Annotated in this window: 29 protein-coding genes; 19 read left to right on the top strand and 10 right to left on the bottom strand. The window is 70.7% G+C overall.

Features of this window, described 5'->3' with window-relative positions:
- The first annotated feature begins 163 nt into the window (after positions 1-163).
- The 5 genes from KF737_RS07460 (at position 164) to KF737_RS07440 (ending at position 4,661) form a co-directional block, all read left to right on the top strand.
- Complete coding sequence (locus tag KF737_RS07460; protein ID WP_296452316.1) at positions 164-1,099, top strand: ribose-phosphate pyrophosphokinase; 936 nt, start codon at positions 164-166, stop codon at positions 1,097-1,099.
- Between the two features lie 111 nt (positions 1,100-1,210).
- Positions 1,211-2,257 carry a hypothetical protein gene (locus KF737_RS07455; RefSeq protein ID WP_296452314.1) on the top strand — a complete coding sequence of 349 codons (1,047 nt, stop codon included), beginning with the start codon at positions 1,211-1,213 and terminating at the stop codon, positions 2,255-2,257.
- 267 nt (positions 2,258-2,524) lie between these two features.
- Positions 2,525-3,136, top strand: coding sequence for a 50S ribosomal protein L25/general stress protein Ctc (locus tag KF737_RS07450; RefSeq protein ID WP_296452311.1), 612 nt, complete (start codon positions 2,525-2,527; stop codon positions 3,134-3,136).
- Positions 3,137-3,285: 149 nt separating this feature from the next.
- Complete coding sequence (pth, locus tag KF737_RS07445) at positions 3,286-3,906, top strand: aminoacyl-tRNA hydrolase (RefSeq protein ID WP_296452308.1); 621 nt, start codon at positions 3,286-3,288, stop codon at positions 3,904-3,906.
- Positions 3,906-4,661, top strand: a complete 756-nt coding sequence (locus tag KF737_RS07440; protein ID WP_296452306.1) for a tetratricopeptide repeat protein — start codon at positions 3,906-3,908, stop codon at positions 4,659-4,661. The genes pth and KF737_RS07440 overlap by 1 nt, the downstream gene beginning before the upstream one ends.
- A 55-nt stretch (positions 4,662-4,716) precedes the next feature.
- Here KF737_RS07440 and KF737_RS07435 read toward each other — a convergent pair whose 3' ends face one another.
- A complete protein-coding gene (locus KF737_RS07435) occupies positions 4,717-5,091 on the bottom strand; it encodes a VOC family protein (protein WP_296452302.1) in 375 nt (124 codons plus the stop codon).
- A 195-nt stretch (positions 5,092-5,286) separates the two neighbouring features.
- Here KF737_RS07435 and KF737_RS07430 point away from each other — a divergent pair, with 195 nt between their 5' ends.
- The 6 genes from KF737_RS07430 to KF737_RS07405 are packed head-to-tail and all read left to right on the top strand — an operon-like array spanning position 5,287 to position 8,903.
- A complete protein-coding gene (locus KF737_RS07430; RefSeq protein WP_296452298.1) occupies positions 5,287-5,742 on the top strand; it encodes an endonuclease domain-containing protein in 456 nt (151 codons plus the stop codon).
- A 57-nt stretch (positions 5,743-5,799) separates the two neighbouring features.
- Positions 5,800-6,897: a redox-regulated ATPase YchF gene (gene ychF, locus KF737_RS07425; protein WP_296452295.1), complete on the top strand. Its 1,098-nt coding sequence runs from the start codon at positions 5,800-5,802 to the stop codon at positions 6,895-6,897.
- A 55-nt stretch (positions 6,898-6,952) separates the two neighbouring features.
- Positions 6,953-7,165, top strand: a complete 213-nt coding sequence (locus KF737_RS07420) for an antitoxin MazE-like protein (RefSeq protein WP_367273218.1) — start codon at positions 6,953-6,955, stop codon at positions 7,163-7,165.
- A 3-nt stretch (positions 7,166-7,168) separates the two neighbouring features.
- The gene (locus tag KF737_RS07415; RefSeq protein WP_296452292.1) at positions 7,169-7,498 is read left to right on the top strand and encodes a type II toxin-antitoxin system PemK/MazF family toxin; all 330 of its coding nucleotides are present in this window, start codon (positions 7,169-7,171) and stop codon (positions 7,496-7,498) included.
- A 35-nt stretch (positions 7,499-7,533) separates the two neighbouring features.
- Positions 7,534-8,205 carry a dienelactone hydrolase family protein gene (locus tag KF737_RS07410; protein WP_296452289.1) on the top strand — a complete coding sequence of 224 codons (672 nt, stop codon included), beginning with the start codon at positions 7,534-7,536 and terminating at the stop codon, positions 8,203-8,205.
- 17 nt (positions 8,206-8,222) lie between these two features.
- Positions 8,223-8,903: a dienelactone hydrolase family protein gene (locus tag KF737_RS07405; protein WP_296452286.1), complete on the top strand. Its 681-nt coding sequence runs from the start codon at positions 8,223-8,225 to the stop codon at positions 8,901-8,903.
- A 211-nt stretch (positions 8,904-9,114) separates the two neighbouring features.
- Here the strand turns inward: KF737_RS07405 and KF737_RS07400 are convergent, their stop codons facing one another.
- A complete protein-coding gene (locus tag KF737_RS07400) occupies positions 9,115-9,582 on the bottom strand; it encodes a hypothetical protein (RefSeq protein ID WP_296452284.1) in 468 nt (155 codons plus the stop codon).
- Positions 9,583-9,654: 72 nt separating this feature from the next.
- On the opposite strand from KF737_RS07400, the gene KF737_RS07395 reads away from it, so the two are divergent.
- Positions 9,655-10,434 (top strand): hypothetical protein, encoded by a 780-nt coding sequence (locus KF737_RS07395; protein WP_296452281.1) that lies wholly within the window; start codon positions 9,655-9,657, stop codon positions 10,432-10,434.
- Between the two features lie 222 nt (positions 10,435-10,656).
- On the opposite strand, the gene KF737_RS07390 is transcribed toward KF737_RS07395, so the two are convergent.
- Genes KF737_RS07390 through petA form a run of 3 tightly spaced genes read right to left on the bottom strand, consistent with a single transcriptional unit; the run spans position 10,657 to position 13,374 of the window.
- Positions 10,657-11,499, bottom strand: a complete 843-nt coding sequence (locus KF737_RS07390; protein ID WP_296452280.1) for a cytochrome c1 — start codon at positions 11,497-11,499, stop codon at positions 10,657-10,659.
- Between the two features lie 5 nt (positions 11,500-11,504).
- On the bottom strand, positions 11,505-12,824 hold the full coding sequence (locus tag KF737_RS07385) for a cytochrome b N-terminal domain-containing protein (RefSeq protein WP_296452278.1): 1,320 nt from the start codon (positions 12,822-12,824) through the stop codon (positions 11,505-11,507).
- 4 nt (positions 12,825-12,828) lie between these two features.
- Positions 12,829-13,374 (bottom strand): ubiquinol-cytochrome c reductase iron-sulfur subunit, encoded by a 546-nt coding sequence (gene petA, locus KF737_RS07380; protein ID WP_296452632.1) that lies wholly within the window; start codon positions 13,372-13,374, stop codon positions 12,829-12,831.
- A gap of 217 nt (positions 13,375-13,591) precedes the next feature.
- On the opposite strand from petA, the gene KF737_RS07375 reads away from it, so the two are divergent.
- The 6 genes from KF737_RS07375 to KF737_RS07350 are packed head-to-tail and all read left to right on the top strand — an operon-like array spanning position 13,592 to position 17,065.
- Positions 13,592-14,071 (top strand): tRNA (cytidine(34)-2'-O)-methyltransferase, encoded by a 480-nt coding sequence (locus KF737_RS07375; protein WP_296452276.1) that lies wholly within the window; start codon positions 13,592-13,594, stop codon positions 14,069-14,071.
- A complete protein-coding gene (gene hemF, locus KF737_RS07370) occupies positions 14,068-14,952 on the top strand; it encodes an oxygen-dependent coproporphyrinogen oxidase (RefSeq protein WP_296452273.1) in 885 nt (294 codons plus the stop codon). Before KF737_RS07375 ends, hemF begins: the two co-directional genes overlap by 4 nt.
- 8 nt (positions 14,953-14,960) lie before the next feature.
- Positions 14,961-15,791 (top strand): ChbG/HpnK family deacetylase, encoded by an 831-nt coding sequence (locus tag KF737_RS07365; RefSeq protein ID WP_296452268.1) that lies wholly within the window; start codon positions 14,961-14,963, stop codon positions 15,789-15,791.
- On the top strand, positions 15,791-16,390 hold the full coding sequence (locus KF737_RS07360) for a GNAT family N-acetyltransferase (protein WP_296452265.1): 600 nt from the start codon (positions 15,791-15,793) through the stop codon (positions 16,388-16,390). Before KF737_RS07365 ends, KF737_RS07360 begins: the two co-directional genes overlap by 1 nt.
- 47 nt (positions 16,391-16,437) lie before the next feature.
- Positions 16,438-16,680 (top strand): AbrB/MazE/SpoVT family DNA-binding domain-containing protein, encoded by a 243-nt coding sequence (locus KF737_RS07355; protein WP_296452262.1) that lies wholly within the window; start codon positions 16,438-16,440, stop codon positions 16,678-16,680.
- Positions 16,673-17,065, top strand: coding sequence for a PIN domain-containing protein (locus KF737_RS07350; protein WP_296452259.1), 393 nt, complete (start codon positions 16,673-16,675; stop codon positions 17,063-17,065). The genes KF737_RS07355 and KF737_RS07350 overlap by 8 nt, the downstream gene beginning before the upstream one ends.
- On the opposite strand, the gene KF737_RS07345 is transcribed toward KF737_RS07350, so the two are convergent.
- From KF737_RS07345 to KF737_RS07325, 5 genes are all read right to left on the bottom strand, one after another.
- The gene (locus KF737_RS07345; protein ID WP_296452256.1) at positions 17,062-17,757 is read right to left on the bottom strand and encodes a type 1 glutamine amidotransferase; all 696 of its coding nucleotides are present in this window, start codon (positions 17,755-17,757) and stop codon (positions 17,062-17,064) included. The genes KF737_RS07350 and KF737_RS07345 overlap by 4 nt on opposite strands.
- Before the next feature lie 333 nt (positions 17,758-18,090).
- Positions 18,091-19,341, bottom strand: coding sequence for a CCA tRNA nucleotidyltransferase (locus tag KF737_RS07340; RefSeq protein WP_296452252.1), 1,251 nt, complete (start codon positions 19,339-19,341; stop codon positions 18,091-18,093).
- A gap of 15 nt (positions 19,342-19,356) precedes the next feature.
- Positions 19,357-20,007, bottom strand: coding sequence for a CoA pyrophosphatase (locus KF737_RS07335; protein WP_296452250.1), 651 nt, complete (start codon positions 20,005-20,007; stop codon positions 19,357-19,359).
- Positions 20,004-20,579: a DUF1285 domain-containing protein gene (locus tag KF737_RS07330; protein ID WP_296452630.1), complete on the bottom strand. Its 576-nt coding sequence runs from the start codon at positions 20,577-20,579 to the stop codon at positions 20,004-20,006. Before KF737_RS07330 ends, KF737_RS07335 begins: the two co-directional genes overlap by 4 nt.
- 37 nt (positions 20,580-20,616) lie before the next feature.
- A complete protein-coding gene (locus KF737_RS07325) occupies positions 20,617-21,135 on the bottom strand; it encodes a GNAT family N-acetyltransferase (RefSeq protein WP_296452248.1) in 519 nt (172 codons plus the stop codon).
- A gap of 199 nt (positions 21,136-21,334) precedes the next feature.
- Between KF737_RS07325 and KF737_RS07320 the strand changes: the two genes are divergently transcribed.
- Entirely contained in the window at positions 21,335-22,600 is a 1,266-nt protein-coding gene (locus tag KF737_RS07320; RefSeq protein WP_296452245.1) for an MFS transporter, read from the top strand.
- Positions 22,601-22,631 lie beyond the last annotated feature (31 nt).

The following is a 22,631-nucleotide window of genomic DNA, read 5'->3' as shown; positions in this document are numbered from 1 at the left end:
CGAAGTGTGGCGTCGGCCTTCCGCTTAGCCGCTCGCGGAAGGCATGGCCAATAGAGCCCCCGTGATCGGGCCGGCGCGACTTCCCGGGGGGAAGGGCGTGCGAAGGGATGGACTCACGCTAAGCCCCTGCTACAAGCCCGCGCATTCAAGCCCTGGGGGTCCGATGAAGCTGCTCGCCGGCAACTCGAATCGTACGCTGGCCCAGGCGGTCGCATCGCACCTCGACGTGCCCCTGTGCCGGGCGCAGGTGAAACGGTTCGCCGACAACGAGGTCTGGGTCACCATCGACGAGAACGTCCGCGGCGAGGACGTCTTCATCCTGCAGTCGACCAGCTATCCGGCCAACGACCACCTGATGGAGCTCCTGGTCTGCATCGACGCGCTGAAGCGGGCGTCGGCGCGGCGGATCACGGCGGTGACGCCCTACTTCGGCTATGCCCGCCAGGACCGGAAGACCGGCGGCCGCACGCCGATCTCGGCCAAGCTGGTCGCCAACCTGATCACCCGCGCAGGCGCCGACCGGGTGCTGACGATGGACCTGCACTCGGGCCAGATCCAGGGGTTCTTCGACATCCCCACCGACAACCTGCTGTCGGCGCCGCTGCTCGCGGCCGACATCAAGGAGAACTACGAGAAGCCGAAGGACATCCTGATCGTCTCGCCCGACGTCGGCGGCGTGGTCCGGGCGCTGGCGGTGGCGAGCCGCCTGAACGCCGACCTGGCCATCGTGGACAAGCGCCGCAGCGGCCCCGGCAAGAGCGAGGTGGCCAACATCATCGGCGACGTCGGCGGCCGCCGCTGCATCCTCTTCGACGACATGATCGACGGCGGCGGCACGCTCTGCAACGCCGCCCAGGCGCTGGTGGACGGCGGCGCGGCCGAGGTCTCGGCCTACGTCAGCCACGGCGTGATGTCGGGCGGCGCCGTCGAGCGGGTGGAGGCCTCGGTGCTGAAGGAGCTGGTGATGACCGACAGCATCGCCCCGCCCGAGCACATCGGCGAGAAGAGCAAGATCCGCTACGTGAGCTGCGCCAGCCTGATCGGCGAGGCGATCCGCCGCATCGCCAACGAGGAGAGCGTGTCGAAGCTGTTCGACTGAGCGGCGGCCCTCACTCATGCTTGCCCGAACCGGCGAACGGCGGGTAAGCCAGGGCTGCTTCGGGGGCGAATGTTTGAGAATCACCGCTCGCAAGAGGGGGAAGGTCGCCTGATGCCGCTTCGCTTCACGTTCCGGTCCGCCGTTCCGGCCGTCCTCGCCGCCGCGGCGCTGGCCAGTTGCGCCGACGCCCCGCCGCCGAAGATCGCCCCGCCCCCGCCGGCCGCGCCCACGGTGTCGCTCTCGCCGCGGCTGGTGGAGATGGCCAGCGCCTACAAGAGCTACGTCGAGCGCACGACGGCCATCGCGCCGACGTTCTCGGACGCCGACAGCGTGCAGCGCTCGCTCTCGACCGGCGTGGCCTACGAGCCGGGCCAGCTCGCGAAGGGCGCGATCGCCTACGCCGCCGTCGTCGCGCTGCAGGACAAGGCGTTCGTCGACGGCGTGCGGGTCTACGCCAGGGACGCCACCCAGCGGCGCCAGATCGCCTACGAGATCCTGAAGGACCCGGCCTATGCGGTCGGCATCCAGGGCTCCGCCAGCGCCGCGGGGCTGGTCATCGCGGCCCTGGGCGGCGAGGCGCAGCGGCTCTACGAGGGCGGCAAGGCGGTCAAGCAGTCGGCCTACGACATCCAGAAGCAGCCCTGGTCGAAGGGGGATGTCCCCGCCCGCGACGCGCGGCTGGCCAACGCCAAGAGCGCGGGTTCGTCGGCGATGCGCGGCGACGTCGAGCAGACCGCGCGGTTGCAGCAGGCCTCGACCGGCGCGTCCGTCCTGGGCGTCACGGCGACGGCGGCCGCCCCGCCCTACACCCCGACCGTGATCCGCGGCCTGGCCGTGGCCGCGCTCGCCGTGCTCGGCGAGGCGGGCGACGCCAACCTCGAGCAGGTCATGGGCCTCGTGGCCGAACCGAACACCGGCCAGTGCATGAACATGTCGAAGCTGATGCTCTACCAGTGCCTGGCGGTGGCGCGGCCCAACTACGAGGACGTCTTCTGCCTGGGCCAGCACGCCATGATGGACACCGGCCGCTGCATGATCCGCGCGGCGGGCCTGCCCGAGCCCTACGAGGCCAGGTTCGTCCCCACCGCCGCCTCGGCGACCAAGAGCTACACCCCGGCCAAGAAGCCCGCCCCGGCGAAGAAGAAGAAGAAGAGCTGAGGCGCCGCGACGCGGTCGGAATAACCGCAGAGATCGCGGAGATACGCGGAGGGCTCGGAGCCGTCGGCGCGTCTCTGCGCATCTCCGCGATCTCCGCGGTTTGAATCGGGCGCCGCCGCGCCGCGACCGCCTTATCGAATTCCGCGACCCAAGGCGTTGCGCGGCCGGGACCTTTTGTGTATCTACGCGCACCCATTTCGACCCGTGAGGGTGTGAACCCGTCGCCGCGCGCGAGTCGCGCGGCGGTTTCGTTTTGAAGGCAAGGCCATGGCCGAGATCGTTTTGAACGTTGAAGTGCGCGAGCAGACCGGGACCGGCGGCGCGCGTGCGACCCGCCGCTCGGGCATGGTGCCCGGCGTGCTGTACGGCGGCGCCAAGGATCCGGTGGCCATCGCCGTGAAGTCCAACGAGTTCCGCAAGGCGCTCTACACCGGCAAGCTGCTGGGCCACCTGGTGACCCTGAAGTACGGCCAGGAGACCCAGCCGGTCATCGCCAAGGCGATCGACATGCACCCGGTGACCGACGAGCCGTGGCACTTCGACCTGTACCGGGTCGACGAGCACCAGCAGATCAAGATCGACGTGACCGTCCACTTCACGAACGAAGACGCCTCGCCGGGCCTGAAGCGCGGCGGCACGCTGGGCGTGACCCTGCACGCGGTGACCGTCTCGTGCCACGCCGACTCGATCCCCGAGGAGATCGTCGTCGACCTGACCGGCCTGGAGATCGGCGACAGCGTGCGCGTCTCCGACCTGAAGCTGCCCGCGAAGGTGGAAGCCGCCATCGACGGCGACCTGGTCGTGGCCTCGGTCAGCGCGCCGAAGACCGGCCTCGAGGAAGAGACCGCCGAAGCGGCCGAGGGCGAAGGCGAGGCGTAACGCTTCCGATCATCCCGGCGAACGCCGGGACCCAGATGGAAGCGTCCTGAAGCGGGTTCCAAGAGCTCAGCGCCGATCCCGTGGCCTCACGCGTCATGGGATCCGGGTCCCGGCGTTCGCCGGGATGATCGGGTGAGGAGAAGGGGCTCATGCTGCTCATCGCCGGGCTCGGCAATCCGGGACCGACCTACGCGAAGAACCGCCACAACATCGGCTTCATGGCCGTGGACGAGATCGCGCGCCGCTGGGGCTTCTCCGCGGCGCGTTCGCGTTTCCAGGCCCAGGTGATGGAGGGCGCGATCGACACGCCGGCGGGCGCGGTCCGCACGCTGCTGATCAAGCCGCAGACCTGGTACAACGAAAGCGGCCGCTCGGTGGGCGAGGCGCTGAAGTTCTTCAAGCTGGACCCGGCCCTGGACCTGATCGTGTTCTACGACGAGATCGACCTGGCGCCCGGGCGCTTCCGGATGAAGGCGGGGGGCGGCGCGGCGGGCAACAACGGCGTGCGCTCGATCGTGAGCCAGGTCGGCCCGCATTTCCGCCGCGCGCGGCTGGGCACCGGCCACCCGGGCGACAAGGCCCTGGTGCATGGCCACGTGCTCTCCGACTTCCACAAGGCGGACCTGAAGTGGGTCGAGCCCCTGTTGCAGGCGTGCGCCGACGCAGCCCCCCTGCTGGCCGCGGGCGAGGACGAGAAGTACCAGGCCGAGGTCATGCGGCTGGCGCCGGCGGAGAAGATGGACCCGCGCAAGCGCCGGGACGAGGACTGATGGGGTCGCTGCTGTCGATCTTCCCGCTGTGGATGGTGGGCCTGTGGCTGCTGGCCTGCATCGGCCTCTGCGTCCACGCGGTGCGGACCGGGCGCGAGATGTTCTGGCTCTGGATCATCCTGGTGTTCCAGCCGATCGGGGCCCTGGTCTACGTGGTGGCGATCCTGCTGCCGGAGCAACTGCGCGGCGCGGGCGCCCAGCGGCTGGGCGCGGCGGCGCGCGAGGCGCTGGACCCCGGGCGCGAATACCGCGAGGCCCGGCAGGCGGTCGAGGAGACGCCCACGGTCCGCAACCAGTCGCGCCTGGCGCACGCCGCCGCGGCGCTGGGGCGGTTCGACGAGGCCGAGCGGCTCTATGCCGAGGCGGCCCACGGCATCCACGCCGACGACCCGGCGCTGTTGCTGGGCCGCGCGAACGCGCTGCTGGAGCTCGGCCGCGGCGACGAGGCGGTGGCGACCCTGGAGCGGCTGACCGCCGAGCCCGAGGGCCACACGCCGGCCGCCACCCTGGCCTTCGGCCGCGCCTATGACGCAGTGGGCCGCGCGGCCGAGGCCGAGACCTTCCTGCGCGACGCCGCCGAACGCGTGCCGGGCTTCGAGGGCATGGCGCGACTCGCGGCCTTCCTGCGCCGCCACGGCCGCCGCGCCGAGGCGCAGGAGATCGTCGCCGACATCGACCGGCGGATGACGAAGCTGCGCGGGCCGTTCCGCAAGGAGGCCCACCACTGGCGCGAGCTGGCGGCGCGGGACGGCTGAGCGCCCGCGCCGGCCACCTGCCCTTTCCACCACTCGCTCTCCAGCGAGCGGAAGGTCACATGCGGTGCAGGGCGCAGAGCTTGTTGCCGTCGGGATCGCGCAGGTAGGCGAGGTACATCTTGCCCATGCCGCCCTCGCGCACGCCCGGGGGCTCCTCGCAGGTCGTGCCGCCGTTGGCGACGCCGGCGTCGTGCCAGGCCTTGGCCTGGTCGGGCGACGAACAGGCGAAGCCGATCGTGCCGCCGTTGGCGTGGGTGCAGGGCTCGCCGTTGATGGGCTCGGACACCGCGAAGACGCCGCCGTTGTGCATGTAGAACATGCGGTGGCCGTCCACCATCGAGGGGCCGGCGCCCAGGGTGGCCATGAGCGGATCGTAGAACTTCTTGGCGCGCTGCAAATCGCTCGTGCCGACCATGATGTGCGAGAACATGTGGGTTCCTCCGGTTGGAAGGAGAGCATGCAACGTTCACCCGCGCGGAAGGCAAGAGCCGGTTGACGCCAGCTTTCAGTTCATCTTTTGTTCTCAATCTCCCCAGCGAAGCTGGCGGGAGGGGGACCGCCCGCCGAGGCCGGCGCATGCCGGCCGGAGAGCGGGGGGTGGAGGGGGGCGAGCGGCCGGCGCGACATGCGACACAGCACACGGATCACCAACCGGGCGCGCACGCTACGGAAGCAGGTGTCGGCGCCCGAGGTCATTCTCTGGAGCCGGCTGCGCGGACGGAACAACGACCGACCGAGCTTCCGGCGCCAGCATCCGATCGGCTCGGTGATCCTCGACTTCTATTGCCCGCAGGCGGGGCTGGCTATCGAGGTCGACGGTTCGACGCATTGGAGCGAAGAGGCTCAATGGAAGGACTACGCGCGAGACCGATGGCTGCACGATCAAGGCGTCCTCGTCATGCGGGTCTGGGCGGGTGAGGTCTATCGCGACGCAGCCACCGTCGTGGACGGGATCCTGGCCCGGGCCGCCGAACTGATCGAAGCCGGAGGGCCGCGCGTGAGGCTTGCCCCCTCCACCACCCGCTCTGCGGCGGGCGGTCCCCCTCCCGCCAGCTTCGCTGGGGGAGGTGAGAAGCGATAGGAGCGGCGTCGGCCTTGTGCTAAGCGCGGCGCCTCTCAGAAGGAACCGCACCTACCCATGGCCCTGAAAGTCGCCATCGTCGGCCTGCCGAACGTGGGCAAGTCGACGCTGTTCAACGCGCTCACCCAGACCGCCTCGGCGCAGGCGGCGAACTATCCGTTCTGCACCATCGAGCCCAACACCGGCGACGTGGCCGTGCCCGAGCCGCGGCTGGACAGGCTGGCCGCCATCATCCCGTCGAAGGAGATCATCCCGGCGCGGATGAACTTCGTCGACATCGCGGGCCTGGTGCGCGGCGCGTCCAAGGGCGAGGGCCTGGGCAACCAGTTCCTGGCCAACATCCGCGACTGCGACGCCGTGGCCTTCGTCGCCCGCTGCTTCATCGACGACGACATCACCCACGTCGAAGGCAAGGTCGATCCGCTGGCCGACCTGGACACCATCGAGACCGAGCTGATGCTGGCCGACCTGGAGAGCCTGGAGAAGCGGGTCGTCAATCTCGAGAAGCGCGCCAAGGCCGGCGACAAGGAAAGCGCCCAGACGCTGCGCCTGGTGCAAGTGGCGCTGACGGAGCTGAACGCCGGCCGCCCGGCCCGCAAGGCCGAGGTCGCCGCCGAGGACGACAAGGCGTGGCGCATGCTGCAACTGCTGACGTCGAAGCCCGCGCTCTACGTCTCCAACGTGGACGAGGCGTCGGCCGCCACCGGCAACGACCTGTCGAACGCCGTGGCCGAGCGGGCCCGGCGCGACGGCGCCGACCACGTGGTGATCTCGGCCCAGATCGAGAGCGAGATCGCCCTGCTCGACCCGGACGAGCGCGCCGAGTTCCTGGAGACCCTGGGCCTCACCGAGCCCGGCCTGAACAAGCTGATCCGCGAGGCCTACCACCTGCTGGGCTTGCAGACCTACTTCACGGTGGGTCCGAAGGAGGCGCGCGCCTGGACGATCCACAAGGGCGACACCGCCCCGCAGGCCGCCGGCGTGATCCACACCGACTTCGAGAAGGGCTTCATCCGCGCCGAGACCATCGCCTACGAGGACTATGTGAGCCTGAAGGGCGAGGCGGGCGCGCGCGAGGCCGGGAAGTTCCGCCAGGAAGGCAAGGAGTACGTCGTCCAGGACGGCGACGTGATGAACTTCCGCTTCAACGTCTGACTCGTTGCACGCCAGCGCGTAACGCGTTACAGTTCTGCCTGACCATGGAGGATTGATGGCGGCCCCGGCGGAACGGATGCGGACCATGCGCGAACGGCGCCGCGAAAGGGGTGTGCGCGAGATCCGCCTGACCGTCCGCGACGCCCGATCCGCAGGGGTGCGCGCCGAGATCGCAGCTCAGTCGGCCCGCCTCGATCCTGCACACGAAGCGGAGACTCTGGACTGGATCGAGTCGGTCTCGGAGTTCGACACGGCCGACGGGCGATAGCGCGTGCGCCGCGGCGACGTGGTCACGGTCGCGGCCGCCGGCGACTATGGAAAGCCCCGGCCGGCGGTGGTCGTGCAGACCGACGCCCTGCCTGAGGGCCATGCCTCAGTGATCATCTGTCCTTTCACTTCGGTGCTGAACGACGCGCCGGCCTTTCGCGTCACTGTCGAGGCGACGCCAGGGAACGGGTTGCGGGTGCGCTCGCAGGTCATGGCCGACAAACCGACCACGGTGCGCCGGGACCGCGTAGGAAGCGTGATCGGCCTGCTCGCCGCGGATGACGTCCGACGCCTCAACGCCGCGCTTGCGTTCGCGGTCGGCCTCGCCGACTGATCTATCCCGACATCCGGGACCGCGAGGAGACCGCCATGGCCGAAACAATCACGCTGAAGGGCGCCGACGGCTTCGCGTTCAGCGCCTACCACGAGCCCGCGTTCACGCCGCGCAAGGGCGGGGTGATCGTGATCCAGGAGATCTTCGGCATCGACCGGCACGTGCGCGCCGACGTCGAGCGCTGGGCGAAGATGGGCTATGAGGCGATCGCACCGGCGATGTTCGACCGCCTCCAGCGCGACTTCCACGCCGAGCACGACGACGCCGGCATCAAGGCGGGGATCGAGAAGGCGCGGGCCACGCCGCTGGAGCAGGCGCTGGGCGACATCGCCGCCTGCCGCGATTTCCTGGCCAAGCACGGCGGCAAGGTCTGTGTGGTGGGCTACTGCTACGGCGGCTCGCTGACCTGGCTGGCGGCCTCGCGGGTGGACGGGATCGCGGCGGCGTCCAGCTACTACGGCTCGATGGTGCAGGCGAACGCGGCGGCGCCCCTGGGCTGTCCGACCATCGTCCACCTGGGCCGCACCGACGCCGGCATCCCGGCCGACGAGGTGGCCGCCGCGGTGGCCGAGCACCACCCGGACGTCGCAGTCCACATCTACGAGGGCGCCGGGCACGGGTTCAACAACCAGAGCCCCGAGCGCTACAACGCCGAGGCCGCCGACCTGGCGCGCCACCGCACCCTCGAGCTGTTCGACAATGCTTAGGTCCGGGGCCTAGGCGCTTGGGCGAGACCGTCCAGGTCGCGAGCCCCCGCGACGGCTTCCGCTTCGACGCCTGGCGTGCGGCGCCCGTCGAGGCGCGCCGCGGCGGGCTCGTCATCTGCCACGCGATCTGGGGCGTGACCCCGCACCTGCGCGGCCTCGCCGACGAATTCGCCGAGATCGGCTACGAGGTGCTGGTCCCCAGCCTGTTCGACCGCACGCAACGCGGCTTCGCCGAGCGCGACACCGACCCGGCGCTGCAGGCCCGCCAGAACGGCCTGGCCGAGGCCGCCGGTTGGGGCGCGGGCGTGCTGGACGCCGTGCAGGGGGCGATCGACGCGCTGGCGCCGCCGGTGTTCGCCATGGGCTTCTGCTTCGGCGGCAACGTGGCCTGGCTGGCGGCGTCGCGCTGCACGGGCCTGGCGGCCGTGGCGGCCTTCTACGGCGGCCAGATCGCGACCTTCCTGGACGACGAGCCGAAGGTCCCGACCGTCCTGCACCTGGGCAAGGCCGACCCGCTGATCCCGCCGGCCGACGTCGAGGCCATCCGCGCGGCGCACCCCGACCTGCCGGTCCATGTCTACGAGGCGGGCCACGCGTTCGTCGCGCCCAACGGCTTCCACGCGGACTCGGCGCGGCTGGCGCGCCTGCGGACGCTGCAACTCTTCGCGCGGAGCGGCGGCGGGCGCGGCGAGGTGTGACCATCCCTACCTTGATGGGGAGGGCCATCGCATATGGTTTGTGGGCGGCTCGTCCGCCCGATTCATGAACCGCAGAGATCGCGGAGATTCGCAGAGAGGCCGCGGGTCCACCGGAATCCTCTGCGTATCTCCGCGATCTCTGCGGTTTGACCGACGGCCTTTCGGCCGCCCGAATCCATATGCGATCGCCCTGCCTTGATGGGGAGGGATGTCATTCCTCGATCTGCTTCCTCACCTCGGGGTGGCGTTCCAAGACGCGCACCAGGAGCGCCTGGGCGGCCAGGATGCCGATGCCGGCGGCGTAGCCGGAGAAGACGCCGGCCGGATAGCGGCCGCCGTTCGCCGCGTTCGAGATCTGCCAGTACATGAAGACCGCCGCGGCGGTCAGCAGGACCACGCCGGAGAGGATCGAGCGCACGTTCTGCCCGAAGCCCGCCTGGAAGCTCATCCAGACGTAGCGGGTCAGCGGGCGGCGGATGACCCCCAGCACCAGCGGCAGGCTGAGCGACAGGCTGAGGAAGACGCCCGGCCAGAGCAGCGTGCGCTGGGCGATCAGCTCCGTCCCGCCCGGCAGGCGGTTGAAGGCGTGCGCCACCGCCCCGGCATAGATCAGCGCCGCCGTGGCGACGGTGAGGTCCTCGGTGCGCTTGAAGTTCCGCCAGGCGGGGGTGTGGGCCATGCGCCTGAATGTAGGGCCTCGCGCGGCGGGGATAAGGCGGAAACGATCGCGTCTCGCGCTATGGTGAGCCCGGTGGGCCGGTTGAGTCTCTTCGGCGTCGGATGGATCGCGGTGGCCGGGCCGGCCGCGGCGGGCGAGGTCGCGTGCCGCTACGAGGCGGGCGTGATCACCGCGCCGGCGGTCGTGGCCGGGATCGCCGGGGACTACATCGTCGACACGGGCGCGCCGCTCACCACCCTGGACGAGACGCAGGCGCAGGCGGCGGGGTTCGAAGGCGCCGCCGCGACGGGCGAGGTGCAGGTGGCGGGCGTGCGGCTGGCGGCCCGGCCGCTCGGGATCGCGCCGCTGGACATCCGCACCTGGAACCTGCCGACGCCGGTTTCGGGCGTGATCGGGGCCGACGTGCTGAAGGGCCATGTGGTCGACGTCAGCTACGCGCCCTGCCGTGTGCGGCTGTCGGCGCGGGGCCGGGCGCCGACGTTCCGGGGCCGGACGCTGGCGCTGGGCTGGGACGCCGGGCGGCCGACGGCCGAGGCGTCGGTGACGGACGGCGCGCACGAGGTCGTGGGCCGCTTCGTGATCGCCACGGGGATGAACGCGCCGATGCGGCTGGCGGACGACGTCGCCGGGGTCCCGGGGGCCGCGAAGCCGGCCGAGCTCTATCCGGACGGCGTGTGGCTGGCGCGCCTGCCCGCGGTGCGCTTCGGCGGATCGGTGGGCGTGGACGTGGCGGCGGGGCTGATGAAGCCGGACGGCGGGGTCGCAGGCGCCCTGGGCGGCCAGGTGCTGGCCCACTTCCGCCTGCGCTTCGACTTCCCGGCCGGGAAGCTGGTCGTGGCGGCCGCCAGATAGCGCCCGCCCCACCCGTACGTCATGGCCCGGCTTGTCCGGGCCACCCACTGGGCTGTGAGGCTGGTGGGAACAGCAGCTTCATCGCCCGCGCTCCAGCAGGCCACTCGCAGCCCAATGGGTCCCCCGGACGAGCCGGGGGATGACGTTCCTGTTGGGTGAGGCGCAAACAAAAAGGCCCCGGATCGCTCCGGGGCCTTCCATGTTCCGGCGTCGGCGGCGGCCCTAGTGGGCGACGTTGCGCCAGACGCGGCGGTAGCTGAAGTACAGGATCACCGTGAAGATCAGCAGGTAGATCATCGCGCCCAGGCCGAACTGCTTGCGCTCGGTCTGCTTGGGCTCGGCGGCCCAGGCGAGGAAGGCGGTGACGTCCTCGGCCTGCTGCTCGATGGTCGACTTCGTGCCGTCGTCGAAGGTGACCTTGTCGGGCGCCAGCGGCGGCGGCATGGCGATGAAGCCGCCCTTCGGCGCGTGGCCCTGGCCCTTCCAGTAGGGGGCGAGGTCGCCGGCCATGTAGGCGTTGTAGTGCTGGGTGGCCGTCATCTGCAGGCCGGCGGGCGGCGCGAGATAGCCGGTCAGGATCGAGTAGATGTAGTCCGGGCCGCCCTCGCGCGCCTTGGCGATGACCGAGAGGTCCGGCGGGGCCGCGCCGCCGTTCGAGGCGCGCGCGGCGGCCTCGTTCGGGAACGGCTTCGGGAACCGGTCGGCCGGCGTGGCCGGGCGCTGGATGACGTCGCCCGTCTCGGAGTCGATGTCCGGGACCTGCATGTCCTTGGCCAGCGACTTCACATAGGGGTTGTCGTTCGGGTTCTTGTACTCGGCGTCGTAGAACGGCCCGGAGGCCTGCCCGAGGTTGCGGAAGTACATCAGGTCCATGGCGTGGCAGGCCGCGCAGACCTCCCGGTAGACCTTGTAGCCCCGCTGGAGCTGGGCGGCGTCGAACTTCCCGAAGGGGCCGGTGAAGGTCCACTTCGGGTGGCGCAGCTCATAGCCCTCGGTGTTGGCCGCCGCCGGACCGGCGACGAGAGCGAGCCCCAGGACCGCGAGCGCGATAGCTTTGCGCAGCATGAGGCTCAGCCCCTCTTTTCAGGCGACGCCGCAGCGCCCGAGGGCGTCGTGGCGGGATGCGACAGGACAGGTTCGGAAATCCCCTCCGGCACCGGCAGCGGGGTTTCCGTCAGGCCGAGGACCGGGAGGATGATCCAGAAGTAGGCGAAGAAGTAGAGCGTCGCCACGCGGCTCAGCCAGACCATCGAGTTGATGTCGGCGTCGAACAGCATGAGGCCCGACGGCGCGCCGATGATCGGGTTGTCCGGAAGCTGGCCGCCGCAGTAGCCCAGCACCAGCGCCGCCGCGATGAAGATCCAGAAGTACCACTTCGCGGTCGGGCGGTAGCGCATGGAGCGCACCTTCGACGTGTCGAGCCAGGGCAGCACGAACAGGGTCGCGATGGCGCCGAACATCAGCAGCACGCCGCCCAGCTTGTCCGGAACCGCCCGCAGGATCGCGTAGAACGGCAGGAAGTACCATTCGGGCACGATGTGCGCCGGGGTCACCAGCGGGTTGGCCGGGATGTAGTTGTCGGCGTGGCCCAGGACGTTCGGGTTGTAGAACACGAAGGCGCCGAACAGCAGCAGGAACACCGCGATCGCGAACCCGTCCTTCACCGTGTAGTACGGGTGGAAGGGAACGGTGTCGGCCTTGGACTTCACGTTCACGCCGGTCGGGTTGTTGTTGCCCGGCACGTGCAGCGCCCAGATGTGCAGGATCACGAGGCCCGCGATCACGAAGGGCAGCAGGTAGTGCAGCGAGAAGAAGCGGTTCAGCGTGGCGTTGTCGACCGCGAAGCCGCCCCACAGCCAGGTGGTGATCGGCGGGCCGATGATCGGCAGCGCGCCGAACAGGTTGGTGATCACCACGGCGCCGTGGAAGCTCATCTGGCCCCAGGGCAGCACGTAGCCGATGAAGCCCGTGGCCATCATGGCGAGGTAGATCAGGCAGCCCAGGATCCAGAGCACCTCGCGCGGCGCCTTGTAGGAGCCGTAGTAGAGGTTGCGGATCATGTGGAGGTAGACCGCCAGGAAGAACATCGAGGCGCCGTTGGCGTGCATGTAGCGGATCAGCCAACCGTAGTTGACGTCGCGCATGATGCGTTCGACCGAGGCGAACGCGTAGTCCACGTGCGGCACGTAGTGCATCGCGAGCACGATGCCGGTGGCGATCTGGATGCCGAGCATCAGCGCCAGGATGCCGCCGAAGGTCCACCAGTAGTTCAGGTTCTTCGGGGTCGGGAAGTCGAGCGCGGTGTCGTACATGAAGCGCACGATCGGCAGGCGCGTATCGAGCCAGCGCTCGATGCCGGTCTTCGGCTCGTAGGTGGAAGGTCCGCTCATCGGTTCAGCCCACCTTGATCTTGGTGTCGGAGAGGAAATCCCAGTCCGGCACGGCCAGGTTCTTGGGCGCCGGACCCTTACGGATGCGGCCGGAGGTGTCGTAGTGCGACCCATGGCAGGGGCAGAACCAGCCGCCGTAGTCGCCGCCGCCGAACGTGGGCACGCAGCCCAGGTGCGTGCAGGTGCCGATCAGGACCAGCCACTCGGGCTTGCCCGGCTTGTGCCGCGCCTCGTCGGTCTGCGGGTCGCGCAGCTCGGACATCGGGGTGGCGACCGCCTTCTGGATCTCGGCGGGCGTGCGGTTGCGCACGAACAGCGGCTTGCCGCGCCACTTGATCACGACCTGCTGGCCCTCGACGACCTTGGAGAGGTCGAACTCGATGGAGGCCAGCGCCAGCGTGTCGCCCGCCGGGTTCATCTGGTCGATCAGCGGCCAGGCGATGCCCACGACGGCGCCGGCGGCGCCCGCGGCGGCGGCGATGTGGATGAAGTCGCGCCGGCTTGGATCGGCGTGCGGGTCGGGATTTGCGCCCACGACGGTGTCGGCCACCTTGAAGCTACCCTTCGAAAGGGGCCCGCCGGGCGGTTTGCCCATGAGGCCCGAAAGCTCATTGCGGCCATCGCCTCCGCGCGAGCGGAAGCGGGCCGTTTCTCAGGACGGTCGGGGGCTGGGCACGCTACACAGGAGACGATGCGAACCCTCCGGCCGCGCCCCCGTGATTCGTGCCCCGTCGCCCCGGCCACACCCGATGGCGAGAGGCCTTAGAATGCGTTTGGCCCTTTTTCAACCGGACATTCCGCAAAACCTGGGCGCGGCCATCCGCCTGGCCGCCTGTATGGGCGTCGCGCTGGACGTGATCGAGCCGTGCGGCTTCCCCCTGAGCGACGCGGCGGTCCGGCGCGCGGCGATGGACTACGCCGCCATCGCCGCCGTCCGGCGGCACGCCGGATGGACGGATTTCCGGGCGGAATCCGCCGGCGCGGGCCGCCTCGTGCTGTTCACGACCCGGGCGGCGGAGCCCTTCCACGACTTCACGTTCCGGCCCTCCGACATCCTGCTGTTCGGGCGCGAGAGCGCGGGCGTTCCGGACGAGGTCCACGCCGCGGCCGACGCGCGCGTGGTGATCCCGCTGGCTCCCGGCGCACGTTCGCTGAACGTGGTGACGGCCGCGACGCTGGCGCTGGGCGAAGGCTTGAGGCAGATCAAGGCCTTTCCCGCCGCCACCGCCGCAGAACAGGCGCCATGACCCCCACCACCCTGCCCCCCGAGATCCTCGAGCGCCGCGACCGGACCAAGGCCTGGTTCGAGGCGCTGCAGACCCGCATCTGCGCCGAGCTGGAGCGGCTGGAGGACGAGGCGCCGGCCGACCTGTTCCCCGGCGAGCCCGGCCGTTTCGAGATGCGGCCGTGGACGCGCGAGACCGGCGTCGGCGGCGGGACCGGCGGGTTCCTGAAGGGCCGGCTGTTCGAGAAGGCGGGCGTCCACACCTCGGCGGCGCTGGCGCGCTTCTCGCCCGAGATGGCCGCGACCATGCCGGGCGCGGACAAGGACCCGAGCTACGTCTCGGCCTCGATCAGCCTGATCGTGCATCCGCGCAGTCCGCGGGCGCCGACGGTGCATATGAACACCCGCTTCCTCTCGACCGCCGAGAGCTGGTTCGGCGGCGGCGCCGACCTGACGCCCATGGTGGACGAGCAGCGCAGCCAGGACGCCGACGACGCGAAGCTGTTCCACGCGGCGATGCAGGGCGCCTGCGACCCCTTCGATCCCGACTGGCACGGCAAGTACAAGGCCTGGTGCGACGAGTACTTCTACCTGCCGCACCGCGGCGAGACGCGGGGCGTCGGCGGCATCTTCTACGACCGGCACAACACGGGCGACTTCGAGAAGGACTTCGCCTTCACCCGCGCCGTGGGCGAGGCGTTCCTGGACGTCTATCCGAAGATCGTGCGCCATCGCATGGCGGAGCCCTGGAGCGAGGCCGACCGCCAGCAGCAACTGGTGCGGCGCGGGCGCTACGTGGAGTTCAACCTGCTGTACGACCGGGGCACCATGTTCGGGCTGAAGGCCGGCGGGAACATCGAGACGATCCTGAGCTCGATGCCGCCGCTGGCGGCCTGGACCTGAGGGGGCGGATGACGACACTGGCCGAACGGCTGGGCCACGGGCCCGACGACAAGCTGCTGATCGTCAACTGCGACGACCTGGGCAGCTCCGCCTCGGCCAACCGGGCGATCGCCGACGTGGTGGACCGCGGCCTGGCCACCAGCGCCACCCTGATGGTCCCCTGCCCCTGGGCGCTGGACGGCGCGGCGCGGGCGAAGGGCGGGGGGATCGGCGTCCACCTGACGCTGACCTGCGAGTATCCGGCCTACCGCTGGCGGTCGCTGACGGGCGCGGCCTCGCTGCACGACGAGACCGGCTACATGCCGGCGACGATCCAGGCGGTCTGGGACCGGGCCGACCTCGCCGACGTCCGCGCCGAGGGCCGGGCGCAGATCGAGCAGGCCTACGCCTGGGGCGTCGACGTCACCCACCTCGACGCGCACATGGGGACGATGCAGCTCGACCCGCGCTACTCGGCGATCTTCCTGGAGCTGGCGGCGGAATACCGGCTGCCGGTGCGCATGTTCGGGACGCGGGTCGAGGCGCGGTTCGGGTTCGCGGCGCGCCAGCCGGCGAGCGACGCGGGCATCGTCCACCCCGACCGGACCATCGACATCTGGGCGCAGCCGCGCGGCGCCTTCGCCGAGCGGATGGCGCGGCTGAAGCCCGGCGTGACCGAGGTGTTCTTCCATCCGGTGGAGGACGGGCCGGAGCTGCGCGGCTACGACCTGAAGGAGCCCGACATCCGCGTGGGCGACTACGCCGAGATGCTGTCGCCGGGCTATCGCGAGACGATCGAGGCGGCCGGCGCGCGGCTGATCAGCTTCGCGCCGCTGCGCGACCTGATGCGGGCGGCCTGATGGTCGAGGTGCGCCCCTACCGGCCGGGCGACCTGCCGGCGCTCTACGACATCTGCCTGAAGACCGGCGACAACGGGGCCGATGGCACGCACCTCTACGAGGACCACCGGATCATCGGCGAGATCTTCGCCGCGCCCTACGCCCTGCTGGAACCGCAGCACGCCTTCGTGGCCGAGGACGACGAGGGCGTCGCCGGCTACATCCTGGGCACGGCCGACACGCGGGCCTTCGAGGCGCGGCTGGAGGCCGAGTGGTGGCCGCGCCTGCGCGGACGCTATGCCGACACCGCCGATGTACCGCTGCGCGGGCGCACCCGCGAGCAGTGGGACGCCTACTACATCCACCACCCGCCGACGAACCCGCAGGCCGTGGTCGATCTGGCTCCCGCCCACCTGCACATCGACCTCCTGCCGCGCCTGCAGGGCGCAGGCGTCGGCAGACGCTTGATGGACACCTGGCTGGAGGCCATCGGCGGCCGCGCCCACCTGGGCTGCCAGCCCCCGAACGTGCGGGCGCAGCGGTTCTACGAACGGTACGGCTGGCGCCGGCTGGACGACATCCCGCCGAAGACCGTGTGCTGGATGGTGTTTGGGGCCTGAGCGCTCGCCATGATATACATGGCCCCAATGTTTATCATGAGGTCGCCATGAAGGTCGCGAAGTGGGGCAACAGCCTGGCCGTCCGCCTCCCCAAGGAGATGGTGGAGGCTCTCGGCCTTTCTGAAGGCGACGAACTCGAGTTTGAAATGACGACTGAGGGGTGGATGGAGGCGTCAAAGGCTCTGACCACCCGCGAGTGGCTTGAAATGCTGCGCGGAAAGTTTGAAGGACGACTGCCCGCAGGGTTCAAGTTCAAGCGCAGCGAGGCGGTCCGTCCGGGATATGAGTAGGGCGTTCTTCGACACGAACATTCTACTCTATGTGACAGACAGCGATCGGCAGAAAGCAACTCGGTCTATCGATGTTTTGGCTGCGGGGGGCGTGATCAGCGTCCAGGTGCTGAATGAGTTCGTCAGCGTCGCCCGCGGTAAGCTCTCCCTGTCCTGGGACGAGCTTGAGCCGATACTGAAAAATTTCGCGGCCCGATTTCACGTCGAGGCCATGACCTTGGAAACGCAGATGCGCGCAACCGTGATCGCGCGACGTCACCTGTTGAACATCTACGACGCCACCATCATCGCCGCCGCCGAACAGGCCGGGTGCGACGTGCTCTACACCGAGGACCTGCAGCACGGCGCCACGATCGCCGGGGTCGAGATCCGCAACCCCTATTAGCCGCGCAGGAAGGCGCCGATCCAGCCGCCGACGCGGGCGCGGTCGTCGAGGCGGCCGAAGCTGGCGAGGGCGGCGTCGGCCTGGGCGTCGGGGTAGACCTTGCCGCGGCGCGCCTCGATGAGGGCGGCGGCGTAGGCCGGGTCGAACTCCGGGTGCGGCTGGATCGAGATGGCGGGCTGGTCGCGCCAGGCCAGGCCGGCGAAGGGGGTGAAGGCGCTCCGTGCGACGACCTCGGCGCCCGGCGGGGCGGCGACCACCTGGTCCTGGTGCGAGGCCGGCAGGCGGATGGCGGGGGCGCCGTCCATCCAGGGCTCGTTGGAGACGACGTCGTAGGCGTGCTCGCCGATGCCCCAGCCCTTTGGCGACTTGACCACCTCGCCGCCGAAGGCCTGCGCCATGGCCTGATGACCGAAGCAGACGCCGACCAGCTTGGCCCGCCCCTTGGCGGCGCGCAGGAAGTCCATGAGCTGGCCGATCCAGGGGTCGTCGTCGTAGACCCCGGCCGCCGAGCCGGTGACGATGTAGGCGTCGCAGGCCTCGGGCGCGGCCGGATACTCGCCCTCGTCGGCGGCATAGGTCACCCAGTCGTAGGCGTCGGGGCCGAGCAGGTTCATGAACATGTCGGGGTAGGTCCCGAACCGCGCGATCGTCGGCCTGGGCGGACGGCCGGTCTTGAGGATGCCGATCTTCATGCGCCTAACCTGAACGTCATGGCCCGGCTTGTCCGGGCCACCCACTGGGCTGTGAGTCCGAGATGACCCACGGCCGCGCCCCTCACAAGACCCCACAGCCCAATGTGGTCCCCCGGACAAGCCGGCAGGGCAATCGCATATGGATGCGGGCGGCCGAAAGGCCGTCAGTCAAACCGCAGAGATCGCGGAGATACGCGGAGGATTCCCGTGGATCCACGACCCTCTCTGCGTATCTCCGCGATCTCTGCGGTTCATGAATCGGGCGGACAAGCCGCCCACAAGCCATATGCGATTGCCCCGGACAAGCCGGGGGATGACGAGCTTGAAGTGAGGTCAGTAGGCCATCCCCTGGGCCACGGCCTTGAGCTTCTCGATGGCGGAGAACTTGTCGTCGATGAAGTCGTGGTCGATCCACCAGTCCTCGACCTCCTTCAGCACGCGGCCGACGAGCGGGCCCTTGGGCACGCCGGCGTTCATCACCTCGGCGCCCGTGATCGGGAAGGCGGGGGGGCTCCAGCTTTCGGCGAGCGCGATCAGGCCGCGCCACTGCATGGTCGCGGCCGTGCCGGGCGCGGCGGCCCAGGCCAGCTTGGCGCGGTCGCGCACAGCCTCCAGGCCCGAGGCGTAGACGGCGCGGCGGATCTCCCGCGGGCTCATCCAGCTCTTGAGCGCGGGCGTCGGCGAAAGCGCGGCCAGGATGCGGTCGCGGTCGTCGTTGGACAGGCGCACGCGGCCCGCGAACCGGCCCGCGGCGACCTGGTCGTCGGGCAGCAGGGCGGCGAGGCGCAGCACAGGGTCGCAGTCGAAGAGCTGGTCGGTCTCGACGCCCACCAGGCCGTCGAAGCGGGCGAGGTTGGCCGGCGCCTTCAGGATCACCTCCAGCACGCCCGCCCCGGCCATCAGGCGCACGGCGTCGCGCGGGTCGTCGGCGGCCAGCAGCTTCAGCAGTTCCTTGGAGATGCGCTCTGCGGCCAGGTGGTCGACCTGATCCTTCAGCCGGGCGCAGGCGGCCAGCGCCGCGGCGTCGGGCGCGCCCTTCCCGAACCAGGCGTGGAAGCGGAAGAAGCGGAGGTTCCTGAGGTGGTCCTCGGTCAGCCGCTGCTCGGGGTCGCCCACGAAGACGATGCGCCCGGCGCGCGCGTCGGCCACGCCTTGGCCGGTGGGGTCGAAGATGCTCCCGTCGCGCCGGGCGTAGAGCGAGTTCAGCGTGAAGTCCCGGCGCTGGGCGTCTTCCGCCCAGTCGTCGGTGAAGGCCACCGTCGCGCGGCGGCCGTCGGTGGAGACGTCGCGGCGCAGCGTGGTGATCTCGTGCGGCAGCTTCCGGTTCACCGCCGTGATCGTCCCGTGCTCGATGCCGGTGGGGACGGCGCGGATGTGCGCGACCTTCAGCGCCGCGGCGACGCGCTCGGGGCGGAGCGTGGTGGCGATGTCGATGTCGTCGATCGCGCGGCCGACCAGGGCGTTGCGCACGCAGCCGCCGACGAAGCGGGCGCAGTCGGGGCCGCCTTCGGCCTCCAGGGCGTCGAACACCGCCGCCGTGGCCGGCGCGGTCATCCAGGGGCGTTGGCCGAGGCTGTCGGTCATATGGCTTCCCGCCTACTAGGCCAGGGCCGCGCCGTACAGGCGTTCGTAGAGAGCGCGCAGGATGCCGGCGGTGGCGCCCCAGATGTACTGCTCCTCGTGGGTGGTCGCATAGAAGCGGCGCTTCTCGCCGGTGGGCAGTTCGCGCTCGTGCTGCTCGTAGTTGGCCATGTCCATGAGGTAGGCGAAGGGGGTCTCGAAGATGTGGGCCACCTCGGCGGGGTTGGCGGTGAGCGTGAAGCCGGGCCGGACCAGGCCCACCACCGGGGTGACCAGGTAGCCGGTGCCCGTCTGGTAGGGCGTCGACAGGCCGATGGGCGCCACGAACCGCGGCTCCAGGCCCACCTCCTCATGCGCCTCGCGCAGCGCCGTCTGGAGCGCGGTCTCGCCGGGGTCGCGCCGGCCGCCGGGCAGGGCGACCTGCCCGGTATGGCGGCGCAGCGTGTCGGCGCGGCGGGTGAGGAGCACGTTCACGCCGGCCTCGCGCTGGACCAGGCCGATCAGGACGGCGGCGGGCTTCAGGTCCTCGGTCCCCATGTCGGACCAGCCGCCGGGCGCGAGGTCGAAGTCCGAGCGCCGCGGGCCGCCGGGGACGACCTCGTCGTACAGCGGGTCGAGATGCCCGGCGATCCAGTCGGCCAGTTCCTGGACCGGGGCGCGGGCGTTCATGCCGGCCCCAGTGCGAACCAGGCGCCGCCCGAGCCGACGCCCAGCCTGCGGCCGTCCGGCGTGTCGCGCGCCTCGGCCATTTCGACCAGTTCGTAGAAGACCGGCCGGGCGATCAGGGCCTCCAGGCCGCGGCGGACGTGCAGGTAGGGCCGCGGTTCGCCATCCTCCGCGGTCTCGACGCGGATGGCGTGGTCGGGGCCGGCCACGACCGCGTCGCCGACGTTGGTGAGGAACGTCAGCGTCTCGCCCCCCGTCTCGCCTTCACGATCGACCCGGACCGCCACGAACGGGGCGTCCTCGACGGTGATCCGCAGCTTCTCGACCGGCGTCACCAGATGGAAGCCGTCGGGGTCCTTGCGCAGGACCGTCGAGAAGAGCCGCACCAGCGCCTCGCGGGAGATCACCGCGCCCTCGTGGACCCAGCGGCCGTCGGTCCTGATGACGATGTCGATCTCGCCTGAGTGGGCGGGATTCCAGAGATGCACGGGCGGCAGGCCGCGCCCCGGCGCCTGCGCCTTCCCGGCGTCCTGGGCCGCCCGGGCGAGGCCTTCGAGATCGGAGGGTCCGGCGATGGTCACCCGGCGAAGGTAGGCGCCGGAAGGAGTCGCCTCAAGCTCGCGGACAGACTGCGCCCCTGAGTTCGACGTCGGCGAAGCTGAGCGAGAGGACGCGGCCGGGGTCGACCGGGCCCGGCATCACCACGTCCGGCGCCACCGCGAAGCCGGCGCGGCCGAAGTAGGGGACGTCGCCGACCAGGACGACGGCGGCCTCGCCCGCGGCCTCGGCGGCGGCGCAGGCGCGCTCGACGAGCGCCATGCCCAGGCCGTGGCGACGGTCGCCCTCCTCCACGGCGATGGGGCCGAAGAAGGCCACCGGCTGGTCGCCCACGGCGGCGCGCCACATGCGCACCGTGCCGATCACGCGGCCGTTCTCGAGCGCGCAGAACGACATCTCGGGCGCGAAGTCGGCGAACTCGCGGACCCGCTCGGACGACTTGGCGAAGCGGCCCGGGCCGAAGGCGCGGTCCAGCAGCGCCTCGATCCCGGCGGCATGGGCGGGGGTCTCGCTGGCGAAGGTGAGCGCCGGCGCGGGCCGGCCGGAGCCGGGAGAGATGGGCTCGGAGGACATGGCTTGTCTCGGATGCGGAGGACGACGTCGCGGCGGGGCTTCCGCCGGGCGGGATCGGGTGGCGTGTCAGGCCAGCGGACGTCGTCGCATCTGCAGGGCCCTCCGGGCCGTGGACAAGGACGGCGCAGATAGGGCGAGCGGCCGCGTGCGTCAACGGGATTGCGACGAAGGGCGGCGCAAGGCAGGGTCGCCGCGCCCGATGCCCGAGACCTCCGCGCCTTCCGACGACGACATCGTCCCGTCCGCCCGAGCGCTCCTGAAGGAGCGCGACTACCTCTTTTTCTGGGGCACGCGCTGGACCGGCAGCTTCGCCAGCCAGATCCAGAGCGTGGCGATGGGCTGGCAGATGTACGCGCTCGCCCGCCAGACCCGGTCGGTCGAGGAGAGCGCCTTCCTGGTCGGCATGATCGGGCTGGCGGCCTTCATCCCGGTGTTCCTGCTGACGCTGCCCGCCGGCGAGGCGGCGGACCGCTACGACCGCAGGAAGGTGCTGCTGCTCTGCCTGAGCGGCGAGATCGTCAGCGTGCTGGCGCTCGCGCTGGCCACGGTGAACCACATGGCGACGCCGGCGCTGCTGCTGGCGATCGCGACGGTGTTCGGCGCCAGCCGCGCCTTCTTCGCGCCGGCCAACACCGCGCTCGGCCCGATGCTGGTGCCGCGCAAGCTGCTCCCGCGCGCGATCGCGTGGAACTCGCTGGCCTGGCAGTCCGCCTCGATCGCCGGGCCGGCTGCGGCGGGCCTGCTGGTCGCCCACTCGGCCGAGACGGCCTACTTCACGACCTTCGCCCTCTATGGTCTCGCCGCCATCCTGGTGTTCTCGATCCGCGGCAACACCAGGCCCGAGGTGACGCCCGGGTCGCGCTGGCAGCTCGTCAAGGAAGGGCTGGCCTACGTCTGGCGCCAGAAGATCGTGTTCGGCGCGATCTCGCTCGACCTCTTCGCGGTGTTGCTGGGCGGCGCCACGGCGCTGCTGCCGGTGTTCGCGCGCGACGTCCTGCACGTCGGGCCCGAGGGCTTCGGTCTGCTGCGCTCGGCGCCGGCGGTCGGCGCGACGGTGGTGGCGCTATGGCTCGCCGCAAACCCGATCCGGCGCCACGCGGGACCGATCATGTTCTGGGCCGTGGCCGCCTTCGGCGTCGCCACGATCGTGTTCGGGCTCTCCAGGTCCGTGTGGGTGTCGGTCTTCGCGCTGGCGATCCTGGGGGCGGCGGACATGCTGTCGGTGTTCGTCCGCCAGACCCTGGTGCAGCTCGTCACCCCGGACCACATGCGCGGCCGCGTCGCCTCGGTCTCGTCGGTGTTCGTGGGGGCCTCCAACGAGCTCGGTGAGTTCGAGAGCGGCGTCGTGGCGCGCCTGCTGGGACCCATCGGCGCGGCGATCTTCGGGGGCGTCGGCGCGGTGATCGTCACCGGGCTCTGGGCCAAGCTCTTCCCCGACTTGCGCCGGGCCGACCGCCTCGAATAGAGGTCTTCCATTCATTTCGGAGGATTTCGGT

This window comes from Phenylobacterium sp., from assembly GCF_019636135.1.
GTDB lineage: Bacteria > Pseudomonadota > Alphaproteobacteria > Caulobacterales > Caulobacteraceae > Phenylobacterium.
This window is presented reverse-complemented; position numbering and strand designations above follow the sequence as displayed.

Bases quoted from the DNA above. Each gene is read 5' to 3' on its own strand.
- KF737_RS07320 (WP_296452245.1), top strand. From the start codon at position 21,335: ATGCCCGAGACCTCCGCGCCTTCCGACGACGACATCGTCCCGTCCGCC.
- KF737_RS07455 (WP_296452314.1), top strand. From the start codon at position 1,211: ATGCCGCTTCGCTTCACGTTCCGGTCCGCCGTTCCGGCCGTCCTCGCC.
- KF737_RS07430 (WP_296452298.1), top strand. From the start codon at position 5,287: ATGCGACACAGCACACGGATCACCAACCGGGCGCGCACGCTACGGAAG.
- KF737_RS07360 (WP_296452265.1), top strand. From the start codon at position 15,791: ATGGTCGAGGTGCGCCCCTACCGGCCGGGCGACCTGCCGGCGCTCTAC.
- KF737_RS07450 (WP_296452311.1), top strand. From the start codon at position 2,525: ATGGCCGAGATCGTTTTGAACGTTGAAGTGCGCGAGCAGACCGGGACC.
- KF737_RS07345 (WP_296452256.1), bottom strand. From the start codon at position 17,757: ATGAAGATCGGCATCCTCAAGACCGGCCGTCCGCCCAGGCCGACGATC.
- KF737_RS07440 (WP_296452306.1), top strand. From the start codon at position 3,906: ATGGGGTCGCTGCTGTCGATCTTCCCGCTGTGGATGGTGGGCCTGTGG.
- pth (WP_296452308.1), top strand. From the start codon at position 3,286: ATGCTGCTCATCGCCGGGCTCGGCAATCCGGGACCGACCTACGCGAAG.
- KF737_RS07400 (WP_296452284.1), bottom strand. From the start codon at position 9,582: ATGGCCCACACCCCCGCCTGGCGGAACTTCAAGCGCACCGAGGACCTC.
- KF737_RS07355 (WP_296452262.1), top strand. From the start codon at position 16,438: ATGAAGGTCGCGAAGTGGGGCAACAGCCTGGCCGTCCGCCTCCCCAAG.
- KF737_RS07325 (WP_296452248.1), bottom strand. From the start codon at position 21,135: ATGTCCTCCGAGCCCATCTCTCCCGGCTCCGGCCGGCCCGCGCCGGCG.
- KF737_RS07460 (WP_296452316.1), top strand. From the start codon at position 164: ATGAAGCTGCTCGCCGGCAACTCGAATCGTACGCTGGCCCAGGCGGTC.
- KF737_RS07435 (WP_296452302.1), bottom strand. From the start codon at position 5,091: ATGTTCTCGCACATCATGGTCGGCACGAGCGATTTGCAGCGCGCCAAG.
- ychF (WP_296452295.1), top strand. From the start codon at position 5,800: ATGGCCCTGAAAGTCGCCATCGTCGGCCTGCCGAACGTGGGCAAGTCG.
- KF737_RS07375 (WP_296452276.1), top strand. From the start codon at position 13,592: ATGCGTTTGGCCCTTTTTCAACCGGACATTCCGCAAAACCTGGGCGCG.
- KF737_RS07385 (WP_296452278.1), bottom strand. From the start codon at position 12,824: ATGAGCGGACCTTCCACCTACGAGCCGAAGACCGGCATCGAGCGCTGG.
- KF737_RS07350 (WP_296452259.1), top strand. From the start codon at position 16,673: ATGAGTAGGGCGTTCTTCGACACGAACATTCTACTCTATGTGACAGAC.
- KF737_RS07340 (WP_296452252.1), bottom strand. From the start codon at position 19,341: ATGACCGACAGCCTCGGCCAACGCCCCTGGATGACCGCGCCGGCCACG.
- KF737_RS07335 (WP_296452250.1), bottom strand. From the start codon at position 20,007: ATGAACGCCCGCGCCCCGGTCCAGGAACTGGCCGACTGGATCGCCGGG.
- KF737_RS07365 (WP_296452268.1), top strand. From the start codon at position 14,961: ATGACGACACTGGCCGAACGGCTGGGCCACGGGCCCGACGACAAGCTG.
- KF737_RS07420 (WP_367273218.1), top strand. From the start codon at position 6,953: ATGGCGGCCCCGGCGGAACGGATGCGGACCATGCGCGAACGGCGCCGC.
- hemF (WP_296452273.1), top strand. From the start codon at position 14,068: ATGACCCCCACCACCCTGCCCCCCGAGATCCTCGAGCGCCGCGACCGG.
- KF737_RS07390 (WP_296452280.1), bottom strand. From the start codon at position 11,499: ATGCTGCGCAAAGCTATCGCGCTCGCGGTCCTGGGGCTCGCTCTCGTC.
- KF737_RS07410 (WP_296452289.1), top strand. From the start codon at position 7,534: ATGGCCGAAACAATCACGCTGAAGGGCGCCGACGGCTTCGCGTTCAGC.